Annotated in this window: 18 protein-coding genes; 10 read left to right on the plus strand and 8 right to left on the minus strand. The window is 56.7% G+C overall.

Features of this window, described 5'->3' with window-relative positions; genetic code table 11:
* Positions 1–32: 32 nt before the first annotated feature.
* The gene (locus tag ABD890_RS22910; RefSeq protein WP_345094937.1) at positions 33–1,007 is read left to right on the plus strand and encodes a cytochrome c; all 975 of its coding nucleotides are present in this window, start codon (positions 33–35) and stop codon (positions 1,005–1,007) included.
* 44 nt (positions 1,008–1,051) lie between these two features.
* Here the strand turns inward: ABD890_RS22910 and ABD890_RS22915 are convergent, their stop codons facing one another.
* Entirely contained in the window at positions 1,052–2,377 is a 1,326-nt protein-coding gene (locus ABD890_RS22915) for a hypothetical protein (protein WP_345094938.1), read from the minus strand.
* A 65-nt stretch (positions 2,378–2,442) separates the two neighbouring features.
* Positions 2,443–2,988, minus strand: coding sequence for an ATP-dependent Clp protease proteolytic subunit (locus ABD890_RS22920; RefSeq protein ID WP_345094940.1), 546 nt, complete (start codon positions 2,986–2,988; stop codon positions 2,443–2,445).
* A 270-nt stretch (positions 2,989–3,258) separates the two neighbouring features.
* On the opposite strand from ABD890_RS22920, the gene ABD890_RS22925 reads away from it, so the two are divergent.
* The 7 genes from ABD890_RS22925 to ABD890_RS22955 all read left to right on the plus strand — a co-directional run bounded on the left by ABD890_RS22925 (position 3,259) and on the right by ABD890_RS22955 (position 10,169).
* A complete protein-coding gene (locus ABD890_RS22925; protein WP_345094942.1) occupies positions 3,259–3,813 on the plus strand; it encodes a hypothetical protein in 555 nt (184 codons plus the stop codon).
* A gap of 236 nt (positions 3,814–4,049) precedes the next feature.
* A complete protein-coding gene (locus tag ABD890_RS22930) occupies positions 4,050–5,549 on the plus strand; it encodes a hypothetical protein (protein ID WP_345094943.1) in 1,500 nt (499 codons plus the stop codon).
* A gap of 127 nt (positions 5,550–5,676) precedes the next feature.
* The gene (locus ABD890_RS22935) at positions 5,677–6,321 is read left to right on the plus strand and encodes a hypothetical protein (protein ID WP_345094945.1); all 645 of its coding nucleotides are present in this window, start codon (positions 5,677–5,679) and stop codon (positions 6,319–6,321) included.
* Positions 6,322–6,765: 444 nt separating this feature from the next.
* Complete coding sequence (locus ABD890_RS22940; RefSeq protein WP_345094947.1) at positions 6,766–7,260, plus strand: hypothetical protein; 495 nt, start codon at positions 6,766–6,768, stop codon at positions 7,258–7,260.
* Between the two features lie 272 nt (positions 7,261–7,532).
* Entirely contained in the window at positions 7,533–8,201 is a 669-nt protein-coding gene (locus tag ABD890_RS22945; protein ID WP_345094949.1) for a hypothetical protein, read from the plus strand.
* A 19-nt stretch (positions 8,202–8,220) separates the two neighbouring features.
* Complete coding sequence (locus ABD890_RS22950) at positions 8,221–9,213, plus strand: hypothetical protein (RefSeq protein ID WP_345094950.1); 993 nt, start codon at positions 8,221–8,223, stop codon at positions 9,211–9,213.
* Positions 9,214–9,260: 47 nt separating this feature from the next.
* Positions 9,261–10,169 (plus strand): sugar phosphate isomerase/epimerase family protein, encoded by a 909-nt coding sequence (locus ABD890_RS22955; protein WP_345094951.1) that lies wholly within the window; start codon positions 9,261–9,263, stop codon positions 10,167–10,169.
* Here the strand turns inward: ABD890_RS22955 and polX are convergent.
* The 5 genes from polX to ABD890_RS22980 form a co-directional block, all read right to left on the minus strand.
* Positions 10,166–11,899, minus strand: coding sequence for a DNA polymerase/3'-5' exonuclease PolX (gene polX / locus ABD890_RS22960; protein WP_345094952.1), 1,734 nt, complete (start codon positions 11,897–11,899; stop codon positions 10,166–10,168). The two genes, ABD890_RS22955 and polX, sit on opposite strands and share 4 nt — an antisense overlap.
* A 145-nt stretch (positions 11,900–12,044) precedes the next feature.
* Entirely contained in the window at positions 12,045–13,202 is a 1,158-nt protein-coding gene (locus tag ABD890_RS22965) for a hypothetical protein (protein WP_345094953.1), read from the minus strand.
* A 234-nt stretch (positions 13,203–13,436) separates the two neighbouring features.
* Positions 13,437–14,054 carry a hypothetical protein gene (locus ABD890_RS22970; RefSeq protein ID WP_345094954.1) on the minus strand — a complete coding sequence of 206 codons (618 nt, stop codon included), beginning with the start codon at positions 14,052–14,054 and terminating at the stop codon, positions 13,437–13,439.
* Positions 14,041–14,478, minus strand: coding sequence for a hypothetical protein (locus ABD890_RS22975; protein ID WP_345094956.1), 438 nt, complete (start codon positions 14,476–14,478; stop codon positions 14,041–14,043). Before ABD890_RS22975 ends, ABD890_RS22970 begins: the two co-directional genes overlap by 14 nt.
* Positions 14,475–15,788: a DUF3592 domain-containing protein gene (locus tag ABD890_RS22980; RefSeq protein ID WP_345094957.1), complete on the minus strand. Its 1,314-nt coding sequence runs from the start codon at positions 15,786–15,788 to the stop codon at positions 14,475–14,477. The genes ABD890_RS22975 and ABD890_RS22980 overlap by 4 nt, the downstream gene beginning before the upstream one ends.
* Before the next feature lie 162 nt (positions 15,789–15,950).
* On the opposite strand from ABD890_RS22980, the gene ABD890_RS22985 reads away from it, so the two are divergent.
* Positions 15,951–17,219 (plus strand): outer membrane protein assembly factor BamB family protein, encoded by a 1,269-nt coding sequence (locus ABD890_RS22985; RefSeq protein WP_345094959.1) that lies wholly within the window; start codon positions 15,951–15,953, stop codon positions 17,217–17,219.
* A gap of 49 nt (positions 17,220–17,268) precedes the next feature.
* On the opposite strand, the gene ABD890_RS22990 is transcribed toward ABD890_RS22985, so the two are convergent.
* On the minus strand, positions 17,269–17,553 hold the full coding sequence (locus tag ABD890_RS22990) for a DNA-directed RNA polymerase subunit alpha C-terminal domain-containing protein (RefSeq protein ID WP_345094961.1): 285 nt from the start codon (positions 17,551–17,553) through the stop codon (positions 17,269–17,271).
* A gap of 257 nt (positions 17,554–17,810) precedes the next feature.
* Here ABD890_RS22990 and ABD890_RS22995 point away from each other — a divergent pair, with 257 nt between their 5' ends.
* Complete coding sequence (locus tag ABD890_RS22995) at positions 17,811–20,102, plus strand: ATP-dependent helicase (protein WP_345094963.1); 2,292 nt, start codon at positions 17,811–17,813, stop codon at positions 20,100–20,102.
* Position 20,103 lies beyond the last annotated feature (1 nt).

Consider the following 20,103-nt stretch of genomic DNA (forward strand, 5'->3'; position numbering starts at 1 on the left):
TGTGAACGCAATTCCCCTGGAGGCAACTATCGATGCGACAATTGAGTCTGGTTCTTACCGTTGGCATTCTCGGAACGATCGCTTGCGAATCGGCCTTGATGGCTCAATCGACGGAAAAAAGAGCCACGCCTCCTACCTTCGATAACACCGCGACCAGCATCTTCTTTTTCAAAGATGTTTTCGCCGAAGGCTTGTCCGGAGAACGTCCTGCGGTCCTAAGCGAGAATCGCCAGCAAATGATCGCCGGTCCTGCCGGCGGCGGTATGAGTGGCGGTGGCGGGGCCGCACCGGCTGCTTCTGGTGGAGGTGCTGCAGGAGAATGGGCCGACATTATCTCGCCCACCACCATTCAAGACGAAGTGAAGAAGCTCAACAATCAGCTGACTACAACCGTCGAGAACGTCCGCAAGTTCAACGGTGGCGGCTTCGAGGAAGCCCGTCGCGACTTCACGGAACTGGCCATGCTGTTCGAAATCATCGCGGAACATGACGGCGATGTTCGCTGGAAAGAGTACGCTTTGACGGCCCGCGATGGCTTCGCCCGTGCCGGCTTCAACTCGAAGGTTGGGACCGACAACTCCTTCAAAGAAGCCAAGCTGCGAGCTGAAGACCTGCAGCAACTGGTCCGTGGCGGTACGATCGATACCCGCGAAGCCGATCCGAAGGCGACGTGGGACGCGATCGCTGACCGCCCACCGCTGATGCAGCGACTCGAAATTGGCTATCAAAAGAAGCTGAAGCCGATGACTGCCAGCGAATCGGAGTTCAAGTCGAACATCGAAGAGATTCTGCACGAAGCGGAAGTGATCGCCGCGATTGCCCATGCGATGCAGAAAGAAGGCTTCGAGTACCACGACGACGAAGACTATGTCGGCTTCTGTCAGCAAATGCAGGAAGCGGCCTTGAACGTCGTGAAGGCGGTCAAAGACAATAATGCCGACGCGGCCCGAACGGCTGCCGGCGATGTCGGTCAATCGTGCAGCTCGTGCCACGAAAGCTATCGCTAAACCGGTTCGCTTTGCGAAACCAGCCAGGCGACACTTGGCTGCTGCTAATTCTCGTTGAGCGGCAGCTTGCGGACTTCCAGGTTTGGAATTTCGCCAGGGAGTCCCTCAAACGATGCGATCACGCGTCCTGGTTCTTCCTGAATCACGATCGGCTTGCCGGAGAAGTCGCTAATCGGCATCGCGGCAGGTGGGTGGCCATTCGCCGCTTGTAGTGCCGTTAACCAGATGATGGTGCGGGTCTTGTCCTTCGAGAACTCTGCCGAGCGAGCATGGATCTCGCTCAGAAGAAACTCGCCAGAGATCGTGGGAAAGCTGCCGGAACTCTCTGCCTGATTTAAAGCATCCGAGATCGCAAACAGCCCTGCGGCTCGCTCGTGATATGGCTTCTCCGACGACTCGACGACATCGCGCATCGCATCCAGGTAGAAGGCCTGATCCATCGTCAGACTACGCATGATCTTGCTTTGCAGCATGCCAAACTCGCCGCTGGCCATCATGGCGTCATACTCTTCACGCGTCAGAACTGAGGCGAAATTCCCGGAGCGGATCACTTCCAGGAAATGCAACCCAAACGCCCTATCTGCTTTCCAAAGCTCGGCATCGCTTGGCCAGGCTTGCACCGTTTGCTGCAGCACCGTTTCCAGCGTCCGCTGCGAATCACCGGAGAACTGCGGGTGACGCATCAAGGCACGCAGCGTCACGAATGTCTCTTCGCGAATCGCAACCGCTGCATTCCGTGCTGCGAGCGAAGGTGCCTGATTCAACTGATCGGCATACGCCAAGGCATACGCCGCCGCGGTAACCGCTTCGCTCATGTTGTTCTGGCTGGCCTGACTGGCGGCTTCCAGCAGTTCCGCACGAGCCAGGCAATGCATCGTTCCAATCCAGGTCGGATCGGCAAAGGTTCCTTGTTCCATCTCGACCGGAAACCGAGCTCTCGGCTGCAGCAGGACTGCCCGAGCAGCCGTTCGCTGGACGTTCCACTTCTTCAGGAAGTCTCGACCTTGAGCATCGATCAACAGTTCCCGGCCCGGTGACTTGATATCCCACCAGTGTGCCGTTTCAGTCAAAGCAGCGTCGATGTAGTCCGGGTCACGTCCTCGCAGAAACTTGACGATCTGTTCGCCACTGGTCGGTTCGGTGCGAGCACGGTACGCTTCGGCCAATTGGACCGGAAGTTCCTGTTTGTTCTGAAGTCGTTCGAGTTCGTCTTTCACGCGGGGATCGTTCACGGTGAGCGACAGCCGCAGTTCGGCGAAGTCTTCTGCCGTCGCATCGGGGCCGTACGGATCGGCTGGCTTGCCGCTGTCACACCCCAGCGAGAATGCCAGCAGCGTGGACGCGATGAAAAATACCGAGCGACAAGTCATGGGGTGTCTTTCAGGTCGGAACCGTGGGCCAAAGGACGCCCGTATGGTACTGCGTTGTTTCACGATCAGAAAAGCTCGATTAACTCGGCCAGGCCTGTTTCGGCTAGTTCGGTCCCGGTTACGAATCGGCCCGGATGCGTCCACTGGGCAATAAGCTCCGGCTTCGCTTTGAACAAACCGGCCAGCATCTCGTCCATCTCGGAATTGAGATGAGCATAGTGACGAACCCATTCCGCCGCTTCAGTCACCGGAATGTTCTCTTCGCTTTGCCATCGCATTGGATGGAACAGCAGCACACTCCATGGCGTTACATACCGTTTCTTACAGGCAGCAAAGGGCCAAATCGCGGCCGAGGAACACTCGCCGATCACATACCCGGTCGCTTCAATCTTCCGCAGCTTGAGCAAGCTGACCAGGCCGATCGCCGCGTACGAGCTTCCGCCGGGCGAATCGAAAAAAAGTGTGCATTCGCCACCGGGTGGTACTTCGAGGATCTTTTCATAGATCTCGGTGCACGACTCGCCGAACTCTCCGGAAATCACGATCTCCAAAGGGCCCGATTCTTCTTCCTGCTCTTCGCTGGGACGGGCCGACTTAGGTGGCGTCTTCATGGTGATATCCTTGTTGTAGACTTCGCTTTAGGGCGATCTGCCGTTCGGCTGGGTTCCGTTTATGATACCGCAACCGACTCTACCAATCAGCCGGCCTCGTCTGGAGCGTCGTTCTTCCGCGAAATTCTGAACACAGTCACCAGGTACGACGTAAAATTTCTCAGACTTCGCCTGCTCTCCAGGCAATATGGATGATCTGATTGAACTTTAGCGATATCATGGGTGAATTCTCCCCCGGAAGATTTTGCCCCATTTCAGGAGCTTTTTGTGATGAAACGTTTCGCGCCGCTGTGTCTCGGCCTTGTCGTTCTGACTGCCTTTTCGGCCCTGGCTGAAGAGAAGACTGCCGAAGAAAAGAAGCCGGCTACCATCACCTTCAGCGAAGGCCAGCTGGAAATGACCGTTCCGGAAGGCTGGAAGACCATCAAGCCTCGCGTGAACATCATCGAACACGAATTCCGCGTTCCTGGTGCCAACGGCGACGAAGATTCTGGTCGCGTGACCATGATGGGTGCCTCGGGCGGTGTCGAAGCGAACGTCCTTCGTTGGAAGGGCCAGTTCACCAAGATGTCCAAGGACGCCGTTGAAAAAGAAGAAACAATCTCGAACACGCCAGTTCACATTGTCGAACTGACCGGTGACTTCAAAGACCAGCGTGGTCCTTTCGCTCCGGCGGAAGTCAAAGAGGGTTACACCATGCTGGGTGCAATTTTCACCACCGAAAAGCAGGGTGAGTACTACCTGAAGTTCTATGGCCCTTCCGACACCGTCGAGAAGAACAAAGAAAAGTTCATGGAGATGGTCAACAGCTTCAAAATCAAATAGCTGGTCACCGTCAGGCCCTAAGGCAAAGATAAGGGAGTTGAAATCGTGGTTTCAACTCCCTTTTTTCTTGCGCAACCGGCAACAACTTGCCTGAATCTTCTACTTTTCCCGAGCCTGATCGTCCGCGCCTTAGGCCAGGGCTATATTAGTGTGATGTAGAGGGCGGAAACTCGATCGGTTTTCGGGGTTTCGTCGATGGTAACGAGTTTGTCGATTCTTCCCCGACGTGCACATCCATGAAGATTCACCAGTTCCTCGAACACTACGGCATCCAGTCGAACCCTTTCGCCGTAGAAGACGCCCAGACCGACACCGTATTCAAAAGTGGCTGTATCGACACCACTTACCATCCGGCCTGGCAAAAGGTCTATGGCGACCCAGCAGAGCCCTCGACGTCGATCGTCTTCGGTGAAAAGGGTGCCGGCAAAACGGCCATGCGTCTGCAGATCGTCGAGCACATCGCCCGCTACAACCGAGAAAACCCGACGCAGCAGATCTACGTCATCGAGTACGACGACTTCAACCCGTACCTCGATCGCTTTCGCGAACATCAGATGGGCCGCGGTCGTCGCCCAGACCGCACGCTGAAACGTTGGAAGCTGTGGGATCACATGGACGCCATCCTGATGATTGGCGTAACGAGCCTGATCGACCGCATCTTGACGACACGCAACAGCATGGCGACCCCCGGCTGCGATATCAACGATTCGGCCGTCTCGAAGCTCGACCAGAACCAGGCCCGCGACCTGCTGCTTCTGGCCGCCTGTTACGACGAATCGACGACCGAAACCTTCAAATCCCGCTGGAAAGCCCTGCGAAAGAAGCTGCACGTCTGGTCGTTCCAGTCGTGGGCCTCGTTCTCGCTGGGGGTCGGCGTCTCGGTCGCTTTGGCTGGCATTCTAACCGCCTTGCTGCTGGGCCCTGGCGATATCTTCGCCCCCTGGTGGTTGTACCTGATCGGCTTCATTGGCGGCTGGATGCCTTGGCTTACCAAGGCCACGCGAGCCCTGTGGAAAGCACACGCGATCTATCGCAATGTGAAAGTGGGCAATCACGAACGCCTGCCTCTGGCCCGCACGCTGATGGACTTCCCGCTCGGGGAACTTGCCTCACAGCCGCTGCCAATGCACCACCGGACCGACGATCGCTATGCGATGCTGAACAAGTTTGCCGGCATCCTCCGTTCCCTGGATGTGACCGGCATCATTGTGATCGTCGACCGCGTGGACGAGCCGCACCTGATCAACGGCTCGCCAGAACTGATGCGTCTACTGCTCTGGCCGATGCTGGACAACAAGTTCCTCAAGCAGACCGGGATCGGCGTCAAGCTGTTGCTGCCGATCGAACTGCAGCAGTTCGTCGAACGCGAGAACAAAGAGTTCTATCAACGGGCTCGTCTCGACAAGCAGAACATGATTCCTTCGCTCCAGTGGACCAGCGAAGCGCTGTACGACGTGGCCAGTGCCCGTATTCAGGCGGTCTCCAACGGCGAGGCCCCTTCGCTGCAAAGCATGTTCGACGAAACGATCTCGAAGCAGCGTATCTTCGAGGCCTTCCGTCAACTCCGCGTGCCGCGGCACTTGTTCAAGTTCCTGTATCGCTTGCTGGTTGCCCACTGCAACAACTACACCGATCAAGACCCTAGCTACAAGATCTCGAGCCAGACTTTCGAGTCGACGCTAGCAGTCTATCTGCGCGAGCAGGATGCTTTCGACCGAGGCCTCGGGGCAGGCTAACCTTCCGTCCTGAAAAAACCGACGTTGACAGCAACGGAGGCTTTTGCGAGATTCCCGTCTGGTCTTCTATCCAAGCCGGACGAGATCGGATTGATCCGGCGCGAAATCTCAGTAAGGAATGAGCGTCATGCAGGGAAGCAAGCACGCGTGGCTGTTGCTGATCGCGATCGTTTTCTTCGGTTGCAATCAATCTAACGATCCATCGAACACCGCCCAGAGCGGTTCCGATACCGGTCAGCCGAACGACGAGCAACTGGTCGTCGAACAGGTCAACGATGAAGTCCAGAAGGCAGTTCGCGATCCGAAGGCGGTTGTCGAATTGTTCCTCGTCTCGCTTCGTCAGGGCGACGCCAACACGACCAGTCGACTGCTGACCACGAAGGCTCGCACCGAAACCGCTAAGCATGACTTGACCGTGCAGCCTCCGGGCAGTGCTACCGCCAAGTTTGTCGTCGGCCAAACGATCTATACCACCGAAACCCGCGACATTTGCCACGTTGAATCGAATTGGACTGACGTCGACGACGCTGGCCGACGTCAGACGTACGAGATTGTCTGGATCCTCCGCAGGGAATCCTTCGGCTGGGCGGTTGCCGGCATGGCGACCGAATTATTTTCCGGAGAACCCCCTTTGGTCATGAATTTTGAAGACCCACTGGACATGCTGGCTCAGCAGCAACGGGCTGAACTCGAACTGACCCGTCGTGGAAACGCCGCTGCCGGAAGCCCGCAAGTGATGCCAGCATCACACTCCTCGACTCTCAACCGCTAACCAGCTGATAGCGGCAAAGATAAAGACATAAAGCCTCGTAAGGGTGATTTCAGTCACCTTGTCACGAGGCCTTTTCCATGCGCCACCTGCACTTTTTGCGGGTAGCCGACTTCAGATTTGGGTCAAGCAAAGGGCAATTCTGGACTTGAGTCCATTTTGGAAAATCTTCTCTAAACGCTCCAAATCCCCTTCGCACTGCTTGACTTGGCTTTCAGGCTTGGTAATTTTACGGCCTATGCTATGTAACGCATAAATTCCGCGTAATCACCACAGTTTCACAACAGGGTAAGCTGAGTTGGTTCGCGGGATTTCCGGTGTCCCAACAAGTCACCGGAATCAGTCCTCCGACGTTTTGCCGTCGTGGTCGGGGGATCACGTCGGACGGCGTCTTCGTGTTTTACTCCCTTGCGCTTCGGTAAGTGAAGTAGTTTGGAGGATTCTCAAATGAATCGTGTTTTCACTCTCGGTATCGCGATCTTTTTCGCGGTTGTTGGTATGGCCCTGATCGGCGGCGAACGTCAAGCTGACGCCGGTTTTGGTTGCCATGGTTGTGTTGGTAAGAAGCATTGCGGTGGCTTGTTCAGCCATCACCGTAAGGCTTCGTGCTGTGCTCCAGAACCTAGCTGCTGTGCTCCGGAACCGGTTGCTTGTGCACCGGAACCGACCTGCTGCGCTCCTGAACCAGCTTGCTGCGGTAAGAAGAAGCATTGCTGCGGTCTGTTTGCTCGCCTGAAGGCTCGTCGTAGCTGCTGTGCTCCGGAACCAGCTTGCTGTGCTCCAGAGCCAACCTGCTGTGCTCCAGAACCAGTTGCTTGTGCTCCAGAGCCAACCTGCTGCGCTCCGGAACCAACTTGTGCCGCTCCAGAAGCTGCACCAGCTCCGGCTGCTGAAGAATCCCCATCGGAACAGGCTCCTCCAGCTCCACCAGCTGAAGCCTAGTTCTGGAATCGCTTCTCAAGATCGACCTGGCCTGCGGTCGCTTGAGGAGTTCGGATGATAGTGTTGCGGGATTTGCCCTGTTGCCCGCCCGCTGTCAGAAGATTCAACAAAAAGACCCGGTTTTCCGCCTTAGGAACGCCGGGTCTTTTTTTGTTCGCTCTTGCAATCTTACGCAGTTTGCACATTTTACGGAAACAGGTCGATCCTGCCTGTCTACGAACTACAATTGAAGTTCCAGCCCTTCCGGATGCTTTAGAAGAAGAAATCGGTTCATGCCCGCCAACCAATCCCCCAACGTTGGTCCCACCGACGAGCAAGGTCTTAGCCCAACGACGCGCAGCATTTTCTCGCTGCTGTTGTTTGTCTACCTGTTTGGCATGTGGGTCGTGGTTTCCAGTTCGCTGGGTGGAGCTTACTCGTCGCAGCTTCACGAGAAACTGCTGAACTTGTTTCAGCTCTACACGGAACCCTTGAACCTCGAAGTCCGGGCCTCGCCTTACAACTTGTACTCCGGCACGCCGGCCGATTACGAGCACTTCTTCCGGGTCGAAGTCACCAACCCGGCCGGCGAAGTTCAAACCTACACGGTCCCTGGTCCCGAGCTTGGTTCGGGTTTGAAAGATCCTTATCGCTACGAACGACTCGCCAAGATCGTCGGCGTGCAAGCGGAAGTCGACGATGCCACCATCCCTGCCGAGATCTCGAAAGGGATCGGGCAGTACTTCCTGCGACAAGCGGGCGGCGGCAAGGTTTTGATCGAATGCGTGCGACGACGACCTCAGCCGATGGAACTGGAAATCGAAGGCCAACAATTCGCGGCCGATCCGCGTGATGCGTCTTACGAAAACGTGCTTTACCGGGCCACCGTGCTGGTCGACTCGGAAGGTGCGTTTCAGGTGATTAAAGAGATGGCGACCGAACACGTCGCTCCCGTCGAGTAACCCTTCAGGAATTCAACGCGTGGTTGGCGCCTACTTCAATCGACTTTGCGAATCGGTCACCAATGGTTGGGATCGATTCTGGTTTCGTCCTGATAGTCCGCAGACGGTTAGTGTTGTCCGTATCGTGGTCGGCGCGGTCGCGTTGATCTATGCGTTGTCGTTCACTTCGGAACTGGCGATCTGGTTTTCCGACGGTGGCGTGCTGCCCATCGATCGGACTTATCGCTTGACCGGTGCCGACGATCCCTCCGCCGCGGTTCGCTATTGGTCGTTGTTCTACCTGGCCCATACGCCGCTGCATCTGTATGTGCTGCATGCGATTGGTTTGCTGTCGATCGTGGCGTTCTTAACCGGTTTTCAAACGCGCATCTCGACGATTGTGGCGACCATCTTCGTCCTGTCGTATGCCGAACGGGCCCCAATGCTAACCGGCTTGATCGAGCCCCTGCTCTGCCCGGTGATGCTGTATTTGTGCCTGGCTCCGTGCGGTGCGTATTACTCGGTCGATGCCTGGCTTCGTCGCCGCAAAGGAGACACGCAGCCGATTGCACTTTCATACGCGGCGAACATTGCGATCCGCTTGATTCAGATCCATGTTTCGGCCTTCTACCTGATGATGGGCTTGAGCAAACTTGGCGGAATGGTCTGGTGGAACGGCGAAGCGATGTGGTGGATGATTGCCCAGCCCGATACACGGTTGATCGATCTCACGTTCCTCCGTGACAAGAACCTGCGATTGTTCGTGTTCGGCTGGACCCACCTGGTGGTGTTTTTCGAGCTCGCCTTTGGACTGCTGATCTGGTTCAAGATCTGGCGGCCCCTGTTGACCGTTTTGGCGACCCTGCACTGGCTGGGACTGGGACTAGTTACTGGGCACTGGGAATTTGCTATCCTGATGATTGGCCTCAGCCTGGCATTCGCTCCGTGGGAAGTTTTGACGCCTGCGACCGAGCCTGACGAGGCGACCGCGAAAACGCAATCGACGCCGAAGCCTGCCCAGGCTGGCGTTTAGCGTCCCTTCCCCTCCCCTGCTCAAACACCCTGCCAGGAGCCTCGTCGATGGAAAACGACCGTACCCTCACGCGCCGTCACTGGCTTGCTGCGACTTCGAGTCTTACCGTCGCAGGCATGATGGGCCAGCAGGCCACCGCCGCCGAGCCTATCCCAAATCGCTCGGCTCCAAAGTTCAAGCTCAGCCTGGCCGCGTACAGCTATCGCAAGCTGCTGCAGGATCCGAACTCCGGCGTCACCCTCAAAACCTTCATCGATGACTGTGCCAAGATGCAGCTCGATGGGACCGAGCTGACTTCGTATTACTTCCCAAAGGATGTGACCGCCGACTATTTGTACGACCTTAAGGCCCACGCCTTTCGCCAAGGTCTGACGGTCTCTGGCACGGCGATCGGTAATGACTTCGGTCATCCTCCCGGTGAGAAGCGAGACGAACAGATCGCGCTGACCAAGACCTGGATCGAAAACGCCGCCAAGCTGACTGCCCCGGTGATTCGTGTCTTCGCGGGCCATCAGAAGAAAGGCGTTTCGGCAGAAGAAACACACGACCTGATGGTAGAAGGCCTGACGGAAGTTTGCGAATACGCAGGCCAGCACGGCGTGTTTCTCGCTTTGGAAAATCACGGCGGACCAACCGCCACCGCGGAAGGCTTGTTGAAACTGGTTAAAGCAGTCGACAGTCCTTGGTTCGGCGTGAACCTCGACTCGGGCAATTTCCACAGCGACGACATCTACGGCGAACTCGCCCAGGTCGCTCCTTACGCCTTAAATGCCCAGATCAAAGTGGTTGTGTCGGGGCCGGACAAAAAGAAAGTGCCGACCGACTTCCGCCGCGTCTTCGAGATCCTCTCGGCCGCCAACTATCGTGGGTTCGTTGTCCTCGAATACGAAGAAAACGAAAACCCACGCGAGGCCTGCCCCGAGTTCGTCAAGGTTCTGCGGGAAGCGATGGCTTAGTCGCGTCCCAGAAGCTTACGGATCTCTTTCCAAGGCCGGGTGTTCACCACATCTTGCTTGGTCAGCCCTGCTCGACGTGCCTGCATCATTCCATAACGCATCACGTCGAGTCCGTCGATCTTGTGAGCGTCGCTATTGATACCGATCGGAATGCCACGCAATTTGGCGGCGTGGCATTGAATATCGTTCAGATCTAGCCGGGCCGGATTTGCGTTCAGCTCGACGAACTTGCGATTCTCTTTCGCACATTGGAACACCGCCTCGAGATCCACTTCGTACGCTTCACGCTTGTTGATCAGTCGCCCGGTCGGATGCGCGACGATGGCGATATTGGGATTCTCGAGAGCCCCGATGATGCGATCCGTAATCTGCTGCTTCGGCTGGTTCTGGCCATAGTGGACGCTGGCAATGATCCAGTCCCCCTGCTCCAGCACTTCGTCTGGCAAATCCATTCCGCCCTGTTCGAGGATATCGCATTCCAGTCCCTTGAGGACTTCGATCTTCCCTTCGTACTTGCTGCGAAGCTTGTCGATTTCTTTCCACTGGGCCAATAGACGTTCGGCATCCAAACCATTCGCCATGCTGACACGTTTCGAGTGATCGGTGATCGCGATGTACTGATACCCTTTGGCGATCGCGGCCTCGATCATCTCTTCCAGGGTGTTCAACCCGTCGGTCGCGTCGGTATGCATATGCATATCGCCGACGATGTCTTCCACGGTGATCAGTTCCGGGAAGCCCGTTTCAGCCAGCTTGAATTCTTCACGGTTCTCTCGTAGTTCCGGCGGAAACCAAGGCAAGTCGAGCGCGGCGTAAACGTCTTTCTCGGTTTCGCCAGCCAGGTAGGTCTCGCTACCGTCCTCTTCAATTTTGAAGACACCGTACTCGTTGATCTTCATCCCCAACTGCTTGGCAATGCCACGCACTTTGACGTTGTGTTCCTTCGATCCGGTGAAGTACTGCAGGGCGGCACCATAGCTTTTGGCTGGCACGACGCGCAGATCGACCTGCATGTTATTGACCAGGCGGATCGACATCTTCGTATCACCGCGGGCGATTACTTCGTCGAGATCGGGGAACTCGCCCAGTCGATCCATCGCCGCAGTCGGCGAGTCAGCGACCGTCAGAATATCGATATCCCCGACGGTCTCTTTGCCGCGACGATAACTCCCTGCGAAGCTAAGCTGCTCGACCCCGTCCACGCTTTCCAGGTGCTTTCGCAGCCTTTGCACGAGGTGATCGGCACGCGCCCAGAAGACGCGGTCTTCGGCGGTCGCAGCGAGGTCGATGCCATTGAGGATCGTCTGCTCGGTCTTCGCTCCGAAGCCTTTCAACGCTCGGACTCGCTCTTCGATGCAGGCCTGCTTAAGTTCGTCGAGCGTGGCGATGCCGAGTTCTTTGTAGATAACTGCCGCCTTCTTCGGACCCAGCCCTGGGATCCGCAGCATGGCGAGCACTGACTGCGGAATTTTCTTCTGCAATTCTTCCAACTGCGGAAGCTTGCCGGTCTCGACCAACACCTGGCACTTCTCGGCGAGATCTTTGCCAATGCCTTCCAAGTCGGTCAGTTTCTGCGAACCATCTTCAATGATGGCGCTGATCTGCTGCGAGAGACTTTCGATCGTTCGGGCCGCGTTGCGGTAGGCTCGAATACGAAAGGAGTTGGCTCCCTGGAATTCCAACAGGTCCGCCAACATTTCAAACTTGGCGGCGATTTGTGCATTGTTCATGGCGATTGCGGCTCGAAGATAAACGGGTGTCCGCTTCCAGCGTACCGGTTGCCATTCGTTTCGATCAACTCCCCCGACTAGCGCATAAAAAAAGGGGCCTCATTCGAGGCCCCTCACATGCGAGACGGTTCGTCATCGCACGGCGTTATTTGCCCTTCGAGTGCCAGCCGTCGTTGTTCGACTGGATCGAAACGGTTGGCAGACGATACGAGTTACGTGGAGGCTGCGAAGCCATTTCGTAACCGACCGGGATGATCGTGCCACGCTGGTCGAGGCCAGCCGTCTTGTCGCGAGGGTCCAGCAGTCGAGGCGCCTCGTTGCTTGGTCCGGAAGTCGAAAACTGTGGGTCTGGAATCGGTGTCACCGGGGTCACCTGATAGTTTCCGCTGCCTGCTGGGGCCGTCGACGAAGGTGTTGCCGTCGTCGCGGTTGGCCGCTGGCTGGTGACTCCCTGGGGAATGTAGCGATTGACCGGCGGCATGGTGGTTGCCGGAGTCTGGTACGAAGCACCGCTCGAGCTGTTCAGTGCCGGACCTTCCATTTCAGGACGCAGCGCCGGACGATTATTGGCCGGGTCGGTCGTTTGTGGCTGAGTCGTAGGACCCAAATTGAAACGCGACGGACCAGGAACAGTCGACGGAGGCGGCTCCGAGTAGAGCGAACCGCCAGCACCATACGACGGAGTCGCTGGAGCAGGTTGCTGAATCACCTGAGGCTGCGGTTGCGGCTGGTAGGTCTGCGGCGGAGCGTAGGTTTGTGGAATTTGCTGATCAGTTCGTGGCACCCAGTTGCCTGGAGCTGACTGGGGGATCGTCGCGCCGGGTGCCGGAGCAACCGGAGCGTTATAGCCTGCCGAAGCACAGCCACAGCTCGAACCGACAGGGGCAGCAGCATAGCCAGGGGCTGGCGTACGTTGGACCTGGTAGCGAGTCGTGGTGCAGCCCTGATACCCGACAACCGGCACACCGGCCGAGTTGTTTTGATAAACAGGAACCGGGCGATAGACGGTCGTAGGAACCCGCAGATATTGCGAGTTGTAGTTCATTTGCGGTGCATAACCAGCCGTGGTCACGCCAGACGGTGGCGGACATGATCCAACGACCGATGGCTGGTAGTTGGCCTGAACGGTTGCAGGATAAACCGGGTAGTTCGTTGTGATGACCGGCGGAGCGACAGGATATTCCTCGCTCGTTCCCCACATCCAGTCGGTCAGCCAGCAAGCTTGGACGGTGCCAGGGTTATTGAAGGCAAGCAGCCCGCATACCAGCCAGGTGAATACGGTTTTGAGTGGCGAAGCAGTCATCCGGGAACGATCCTTCCGGTTGGAAACGCATCAGGTCGTCGGTCCGTCGATCCTCCAAATTCGGGCTTCCTGCCTCGTGTTGACTAAATGGGACGGTGAAGAATAGATCACAGCCTTGAGCCAGAACAGGAAAAATCCAGTGGATTTACCCAAGTTCGATGCGAGAGGTCGTCTTCGGGATTATCTAGAGAAGAAATCGCAAGCACGAAGCGGATAGCGATCAGCCAATCCGTTTCAGACAGGCAGACTTTGCGGGGGATAGCTGTCACCCATCGGCTGATAGATTCGTTGCGACTCGCACCAGTGATACAACCGGAAGAAATAGGCCCGAATATCGCCGGGCTGCTCGTCCCAGATCTTACGCAACTCGTTTTCGTAAGCCGTTGCGTCCCTTTCCAGTAGTACGCCTGCCAGCGTGCGGGCCAGTTCCCAATCGGCCTGGGTCCGCAGCACGACCGGAATGCCACAAGGTGCGTGGCATGTCACCATCAATCGCGAACGTTGTCGTCGGCAGCGCCAGCGGATCCATCGTTGCCGCCAGAACGATAGCTGTTCGAAGCCATCGATCACCAAGATCGAATCAGGCCCAAGCTGGCTCCAATCAATCGCCAAGCATTTTTGCGATGCTGTCAGTCGGACACGTTGCTCGGTGATGCCCATTTTCGACCAGCGTAAATGCAGCGTTTCGAGCAGGGTCGACTTGCCGCTGCCATGTGGGCCGACGATTGCCCCTTGGTACGCCGTCGCTTCCAATCGAGCCACCAAGCGGTCGATCGAGCTTCCCTTGGGAAACAGAAACGGCAGACTGCCGGGGCGAGTGAATCGCGTTGAAAACGGGTTACGCTGCATCATCGGCACGGTTCCTTCCAGATCGCTGCGTTTGCGCCGGAACGACCGGCTCGAGTTCACCCAACCGGAAGGGAACTTCTGCCATGTATTCTCTTCCCTGCTGCATGAAAACGCGAACGCGGATCGCCCAGCGTATCTTGACGATCAGCCCTTGATACGAAAGCGGACTGCGCGGCAAGCGTGTCTGAAACTTTCGCTTCTTGGTCAGGTCGGCGTCGTTCCGATCAAGTGGAAGCAGGCGACGGAAGTCGTGCGTGGCGAGATCTTCTTCACCGGTCCCTTCGGTGTACCAAAGAACCGATGCTTCAATCGCTTGCACATCCGCTGGTCGAATGCCGCTGATCTCGAAGCTGGCCACCAGTTCTTCGTCCGGCAAGTAAGCACGACTGGGTCGATCGAGCGTGATTTCGATTTTCGGTTCGGTCATCGGGCCAGCTCCAATTCTGCCGGGTAAACGACAATCGGAAAACTGCGCGTCAATTGAGGCATCTGCTCGGCATCGATCTGCACGAGCAGCTTCCAATGAATCGCATTGTGATCCGACTTGAAGCTATGCATCGACCCTTCCGGGACTTTCAACTGATAGTCTGCCTCGAACGGCATCCCAGGTTTAATCTCAAATCCGCGAGCGGTGGCAACCATCTGGTCGATCACTCGTCGCGACTCGCTACGGACGTCCGTCCCCTGCAGAAAGGTTGCCGCCTCTTCGCAAATCAAAACGATTCGCAAACGCTTGACCTTCATCTTTCCGGCTTGCGTCACGAAGACGCGGTACTCTTTACCAGGATAAAGGGGATGGCTCGAAATCTCCAAACCGGTCGGGCCAACTCGCGTGTGCGCGGTCACTTCGTGCAGGAACTGATAGATGGCCGCCAATGCAATGCCGATGGTCGGCAGCGAGATAATCGTCAGCAGCCAGTCCGGTCTTCCGGAAAGATGCTTCCCGAGCGCGGCAATGAAAAAGACGCCTGCCATACCGCTCCAAAGCAGACTGAAGATCAACGTCGCCAGCAGCCACCAGCCTGGCGAGACCTCGATCGGCAAGCGAAACGCCAACCGCACGCCAGGGCTGTTGGTCAGGTTCGCGTCGTTGGGAATCGACGGAAAGTTGGCGGAAGGCATCGAGTCCTTCAGCAGTTCGATCGTCTTCGCTTTATTGGCAATCGCGCTGCGACGTTCGACCGAAGTCCCCATCAGCAGCAGCGTATAAATCAAACCGATCCCGCCGATCACGATGAATGAGTTGAGCACCAAGAAAATGACCCACAAGCCGTAAGCAGGCGTTCGCTCGAGCACCAGGCTTTGGCCAGGGCTGTCGGGATCGTACCAGCAGGGATAGATCCAGCCAGGCTCGTAGCCGTTGAGTCGGTCCCAGCCTGCTTGCTGCGTTGTGTAGCTGATTGGGGAACGACGCAGTGTCCATGCCCGGAACTGGCGGTCAGCCAGTTCCAATTGAACGAGGGCTTCTGGTTCGTAGTGCGGGTACTCGTCGGTTCCGGTCACCACGACGCGGGTTTCCAGAATGGTGCATTCCCCTTCGATGTAAGCGACTTCCGGGAACATCGAGCGGATCGGCCAGGTTTGCAGCACGGTCGACGCCACCGTCATCGCCGTGAAGATCACGCCGAAAAAGAAGAGCGCCGAAAAGAAAAACGTCTCGCCCACGGTCGCGACGACGCGCGAGACCGTACGGCGCGAACCGCGTTTCTTCTCCCAGATGCGAAACCAGCGTGGCATACAGCGTTTTCAGACTATCCGCCGCAAAGGACGATTCAAACCAAGCAAAAATGCACTTCCCCTCGATTCCGGCCGATTGGCCTCGAACGGGCTGGCGCGATACCATGCTAAATATAAATGAATTCGGCACTTCGCGGCACTAACGCCCCCCAGGATTCTCTCATGAAAACCCCTCGATTCTGTTGGAAACTTCTGAGCACCATCCTTTGCCTGCTTCCCCTGGCAGATGTCGCTCGCGCGGGGGATTGGCCGCAAATTCTAGGCCCTGACCGAAATGGTCACGCCCAGGACGAAAGCCTGCTGGACGAATGGCCCGATCGTGGTCCGCAAGAAGTTTGGAAACGCAATCTCGGTACCGGCTACGCTGGACCGGCAATCGCTGATGGTGTGGTTTACCTTTTTCATCGCGAGGCGGCCTCGGAACTACTGGAAGCGGTCGAACTGAAAACGGGCAAAAAAATCTGGGCTCGTGACATGCGAGCCTCGTATCAGCCTTCGATCAATCCGGACGATGGACCACGCTGTGTTCCTGTCGTGACGGAAGATTCAGTCATCGTGTTTGGTGCGGCAGGCATCCTGCGGAGCGTTGATCGTCAATCGGGCAAACTGAAGTGGGAAGTCGACCTGGCCGGGCAGTTCGGAGCTCCGGATGGTTACTTTGGCTTTGGCAGTACGCCGATCGTTTACGACAAGACCGTGATGGTGAATGTCGGCGGCCGTAATGGAGCCGGGATTGTCGCGGTGAGACTTTCCGATGGTCAGTTCCAGTGGAGAGCAACCGACGATGCGGCCAGCTATTCTTCGCCGGTGATGGCCTCGATCGCAGGTCGACCTTATGCCGTCTTTGTTACGCGGATGCAAACAGTCGTGGTCGATCCGTTTACAGGCAACATCTTGTATGGGTTTCCATTCGGAGCCCGGGGCCCCACCGTGAACGCCGCGACACCGATCGTCAGTGGCGATAAACTGTTCGTGACTTCCAGCTATGGCGTCGGTGCGAAGTTGGTGGCGTTGGACAAGAACAAGTTCAAACCGATTTGGGAAAATGACGACACACTTTCGAGCCAGTACAACACGCCTGTTCTGGTCGATGGTTACTTGTATGGAATCCATGGCCGCGAAGACCTCGGTCGGCCGGAACTGCGCTGCGTTGAACTGGCGACCGGCAAGGTGATGTGGCAAGAGAGCAATCTCGGCACAGCCCATTTGCTATATGCCGATGGCAAATTGATTGCCGTGACGAACGAAGGAACTGCCATCCTTTTTCGTCCCGAGCCAAAGAAGTTCAGCGAGATCAGCCGCTTTCGCGCGAGCAACGACATTGTTCGGGCGTTGCCCGCGCTGAGCGGTGGATATTTGCTGGTTCGCGAAACGGGAACACGGGGGGGACCCGTTCGCTGTTTTCAGATTGGCAAGCCTTCCGAGCCCTAAGCACTGGGCGGAAGTGCCTTGTTGCTTTCGGCAACCAGGTAGGTACTCGTTAAACAGCAGCGGCCGTTGCGCGAGCCAGTTGACGGGTATGACGATAGAACCCAACGCCTTCCAGCGCCGCGTAGACCTCGTCGAGGGTCTTTTCGCCGAAGTTGGAGATACTCAACAGATCGGCGGGTGTGCAATTAAGCAGATCGCGAACGGTGAAGATGCCCTTTTCCTCAAGGCAATTTGTAGTACGGACGGTCAGACCGATTTCCGCAGTACTCATTTCCAGCTTTGCCAACAGGTCATCGTGTTGTTGGTCCGCCGCATTCAGAGGAATACGTGGCATGGGTTCCCTCCCTATCGCAAGATGTAAAAGTGAAGTGTTCGCTGCTCGTCCCTAGAGCTGCGTTGGTCAGCGAAGCCTCGACCCCCGAATCTCATTTCAGGGTCTGCGCCGAGGGTCTCGTTTCGCCGTGGGGTTTACTATACTCATTTCTTTAGAATTGAATACCAGTTTCGGAAAAATTTACGGAAACTACGCCAACGGTGCTAGCGAACCTAAATTAAGGCGTCTCGCTAGCATCGCGTTTCACAGGTTGATGGATGACCGATTACCTTTTTGATGGCCTGACGGCTCCCCAACGCGAGGCCGTGGCCCACATCGACGGGCCCCTTCTGGTTCTCGCTGGCCCTGGCAGTGGTAAGACCCGTGTTGTGACGCATCGCATTGCCAATATGCTGCGAAACGGGGTCTATTCATCACAGATCGTCGCGCTCACTTTCACGAACAAAGCAGCCGAAGAAATGCGGTCGCGGGTCGAGCGTTTAAATCCGGACAGCACCGTCTGGGTCAGTACGTTTCACCGCTTCTGCGCGCGCTTGCTACGGGCCTACTCGAACCTCGTCGGGCTCGAACCAAACTACACGATCTACGACACCTCGGACTCGATCCAGATCTTGAAACGATCGCTGCAGAAGGAAGAGATTTCGACTTCGCATGCCACGCCAGAGAAGATCGCTAAAGCGATCAGTTCGGCGAAGAACAACATGATTCTTCCCGAGCGTTACGAAGCGAATTCCGCCAACGCGATCAGTTCGATCGTGCGCGACGTCTACCCGGAATATCAACGGCAACTCCGCGCTGCCAATGCCGTCGACTTCGACGATATGCTGATGCTGGTCGCCCAGATGTTGCAAGAGAACCCCGAACTTCGCGCGGCCCTCGACGAGCGTTTCCGCTATATCCTGGTCGACGAATACCAGGACACGAACCTGGTCCAGTATCTGTTGGTTCGTTCGCTCTCGCAGCAATATCCCAACCTCGGGGTGACGGGCGACCCTGACCAATCGATCTATGGCTGGCGTGGGGCGAACCTCAACAACATCCTCGGATTCGAGAAAGACTTCGAGCATGTCAAAGTCGTGCGACTGGAGCAGAACTTCCGTAGTACACCGAACATTCTGACCGTCGCCGATCACTTGATCGAACACAACAAGCGCCGGAAGAAGAAGTCGCTCTTCACCGAACGCCCCGCAGGCCAACCGGTCCGCTTGCTGACGTACACCAACAGTCACGAAGAATCGCACGCGATCGCCACGCGAATCGCCACCCAGGTTGCCCAGGGCAAACGACGCCCGCGAGATTTCGCGATCTTCTATCGAGTGAACGCTCTTTCACGTTCGTACGAAGAAGCCCTGCGACAGCAAGGCATTCCGTACATGATCGTGAGCGGGGTCGAGTTCTATCAACGAAAAGAAATCAAGGATGTGCTTGCCTATGCCATGCTGATCAACAATCCGCGCGACGATGTGGCCTTCACGCGAGTGGTGAACACGCCGACGCGCGGCATTGGCAAATCGACGATCCTCAAGCTTCAGGTCCATGCGTTGGACCATGGCATCTCGATGATGGACGCGGCCCGTGAAGCAGGCATGATCGATTCGCTGAACAAGCGAGCCGCCGTGGCGGTCGCCAAGTTTGTCGCCTTGTTCGATCGAATCTCGCTAAAGATCAACGAACCGGTCGAAGACATTCTCGGAGCGGTGCTCACCGAAACGGGTTATCGGGCTCAGTACGAAAACTCGGACGACGAAGAGGATGTGTCACGATTGGAAAACATCGACGAACTTCTTTCGTCGGCCCGGGAATTCGACTACCAACATCCCGAAGATGGCACGCTCGAGCGTTATCTTGAAGACAAAGCGCTCGTCAACGAAACCGATCAGTTCGATACGGAACTCGACCGGGTCACGATGATGACGCTGCACGCGGCGAAAGGCCTCGAGTTTCCGTGGGTATTCATGGTGGCGATCGAAGAGGGGCTACTCCCGCACGAACGCTCGAAAGATTCCGACGCGCAATTGGAAGAAGAACGCCGCTTGATGTTCGTCGGCATTACGCGAGCACAGGAAGAACTCGAGCTCAGCACGGCGAACCAACGCGACTTCCGAGGTCGCCGCATGATGACGGTCCCCAGCAAGTTTCTGTTCGAGTTGCCTCGCGAGGAGATGGACTTCCAGGCTGCCCTTGGCCGGTACACGCCCCCCGCGCAAGATTGGGAAGATGTCCACGAGATCCCTGAGGACGACTTCGACCAGACTTGCGAATCGGGCGATTTTTCGGAAGACGTGCCAAGCGTACCAGACTCGCTTCCGTCTAAAATGCTGATGACCGCGGCCGATATGGTGAAAGGCCCTGGGTCGGCTCGTCCCAAGTTGAACCCTGATAAATTTCATCAATCAATGGCGGTACTGCATCCGACTTACGGATTGGGCAAGATCGTTTCGATGAGCGGCGAAGGGGCGAAACGCACCGCGACCGTTCAGTTTGTTACCGGCGAACAAAAGAAATTCGTCCTTGCCTTTTCCGAGCTTCGTCCGGCCTCTACCTCGTGAG

Origin of the sequence: Bremerella cremea, assembly GCF_039541315.1 — a bacterium.
GTDB lineage: Bacteria > Planctomycetota > Planctomycetia > Pirellulales > Pirellulaceae > Bremerella > Bremerella cremea.

Bases quoted from the DNA above. Each gene is read 5' to 3' on its own strand.
- ABD890_RS22910 (WP_345094937.1), top strand. From the start codon at position 33: ATGCGACAATTGAGTCTGGTTCTTACCGTTGGCATTCTCGGAACGATC.
- ABD890_RS22915 (WP_345094938.1), bottom strand. From the start codon at position 2,377: ATGACTTGTCGCTCGGTATTTTTCATCGCGTCCACGCTGCTGGCATTC.
- ABD890_RS22920 (WP_345094940.1), bottom strand. From the start codon at position 2,988: ATGAAGACGCCACCTAAGTCGGCCCGTCCCAGCGAAGAGCAGGAAGAA.
- ABD890_RS22925 (WP_345094942.1), top strand. From the start codon at position 3,259: ATGAAACGTTTCGCGCCGCTGTGTCTCGGCCTTGTCGTTCTGACTGCC.
- ABD890_RS22930 (WP_345094943.1), top strand. From the start codon at position 4,050: ATGAAGATTCACCAGTTCCTCGAACACTACGGCATCCAGTCGAACCCT.
- ABD890_RS22935 (WP_345094945.1), top strand. From the start codon at position 5,677: ATGCAGGGAAGCAAGCACGCGTGGCTGTTGCTGATCGCGATCGTTTTC.
- ABD890_RS22940 (WP_345094947.1), top strand. From the start codon at position 6,766: ATGAATCGTGTTTTCACTCTCGGTATCGCGATCTTTTTCGCGGTTGTT.
- ABD890_RS22945 (WP_345094949.1), top strand. From the start codon at position 7,533: ATGCCCGCCAACCAATCCCCCAACGTTGGTCCCACCGACGAGCAAGGT.
- ABD890_RS22955 (WP_345094951.1), top strand. From the start codon at position 9,261: ATGGAAAACGACCGTACCCTCACGCGCCGTCACTGGCTTGCTGCGACT.
- polX (WP_345094952.1), bottom strand. From the start codon at position 11,899: ATGAACAATGCACAAATCGCCGCCAAGTTTGAAATGTTGGCGGACCTG.
- ABD890_RS22965 (WP_345094953.1), bottom strand. From the start codon at position 13,202: ATGACTGCTTCGCCACTCAAAACCGTATTCACCTGGCTGGTATGCGGG.
- ABD890_RS22970 (WP_345094954.1), bottom strand. From the start codon at position 14,054: ATGATGCAGCGTAACCCGTTTTCAACGCGATTCACTCGCCCCGGCAGT.
- ABD890_RS22975 (WP_345094956.1), bottom strand. From the start codon at position 14,478: ATGACCGAACCGAAAATCGAAATCACGCTCGATCGACCCAGTCGTGCT.
- ABD890_RS22980 (WP_345094957.1), bottom strand. From the start codon at position 15,788: ATGCCACGCTGGTTTCGCATCTGGGAGAAGAAACGCGGTTCGCGCCGT.
- ABD890_RS22985 (WP_345094959.1), top strand. From the start codon at position 15,951: ATGAAAACCCCTCGATTCTGTTGGAAACTTCTGAGCACCATCCTTTGC.
- ABD890_RS22990 (WP_345094961.1), bottom strand. From the start codon at position 17,553: ATGCCACGTATTCCTCTGAATGCGGCGGACCAACAACACGATGACCTG.
- ABD890_RS22995 (WP_345094963.1), top strand. From the start codon at position 17,811: ATGACCGATTACCTTTTTGATGGCCTGACGGCTCCCCAACGCGAGGCC.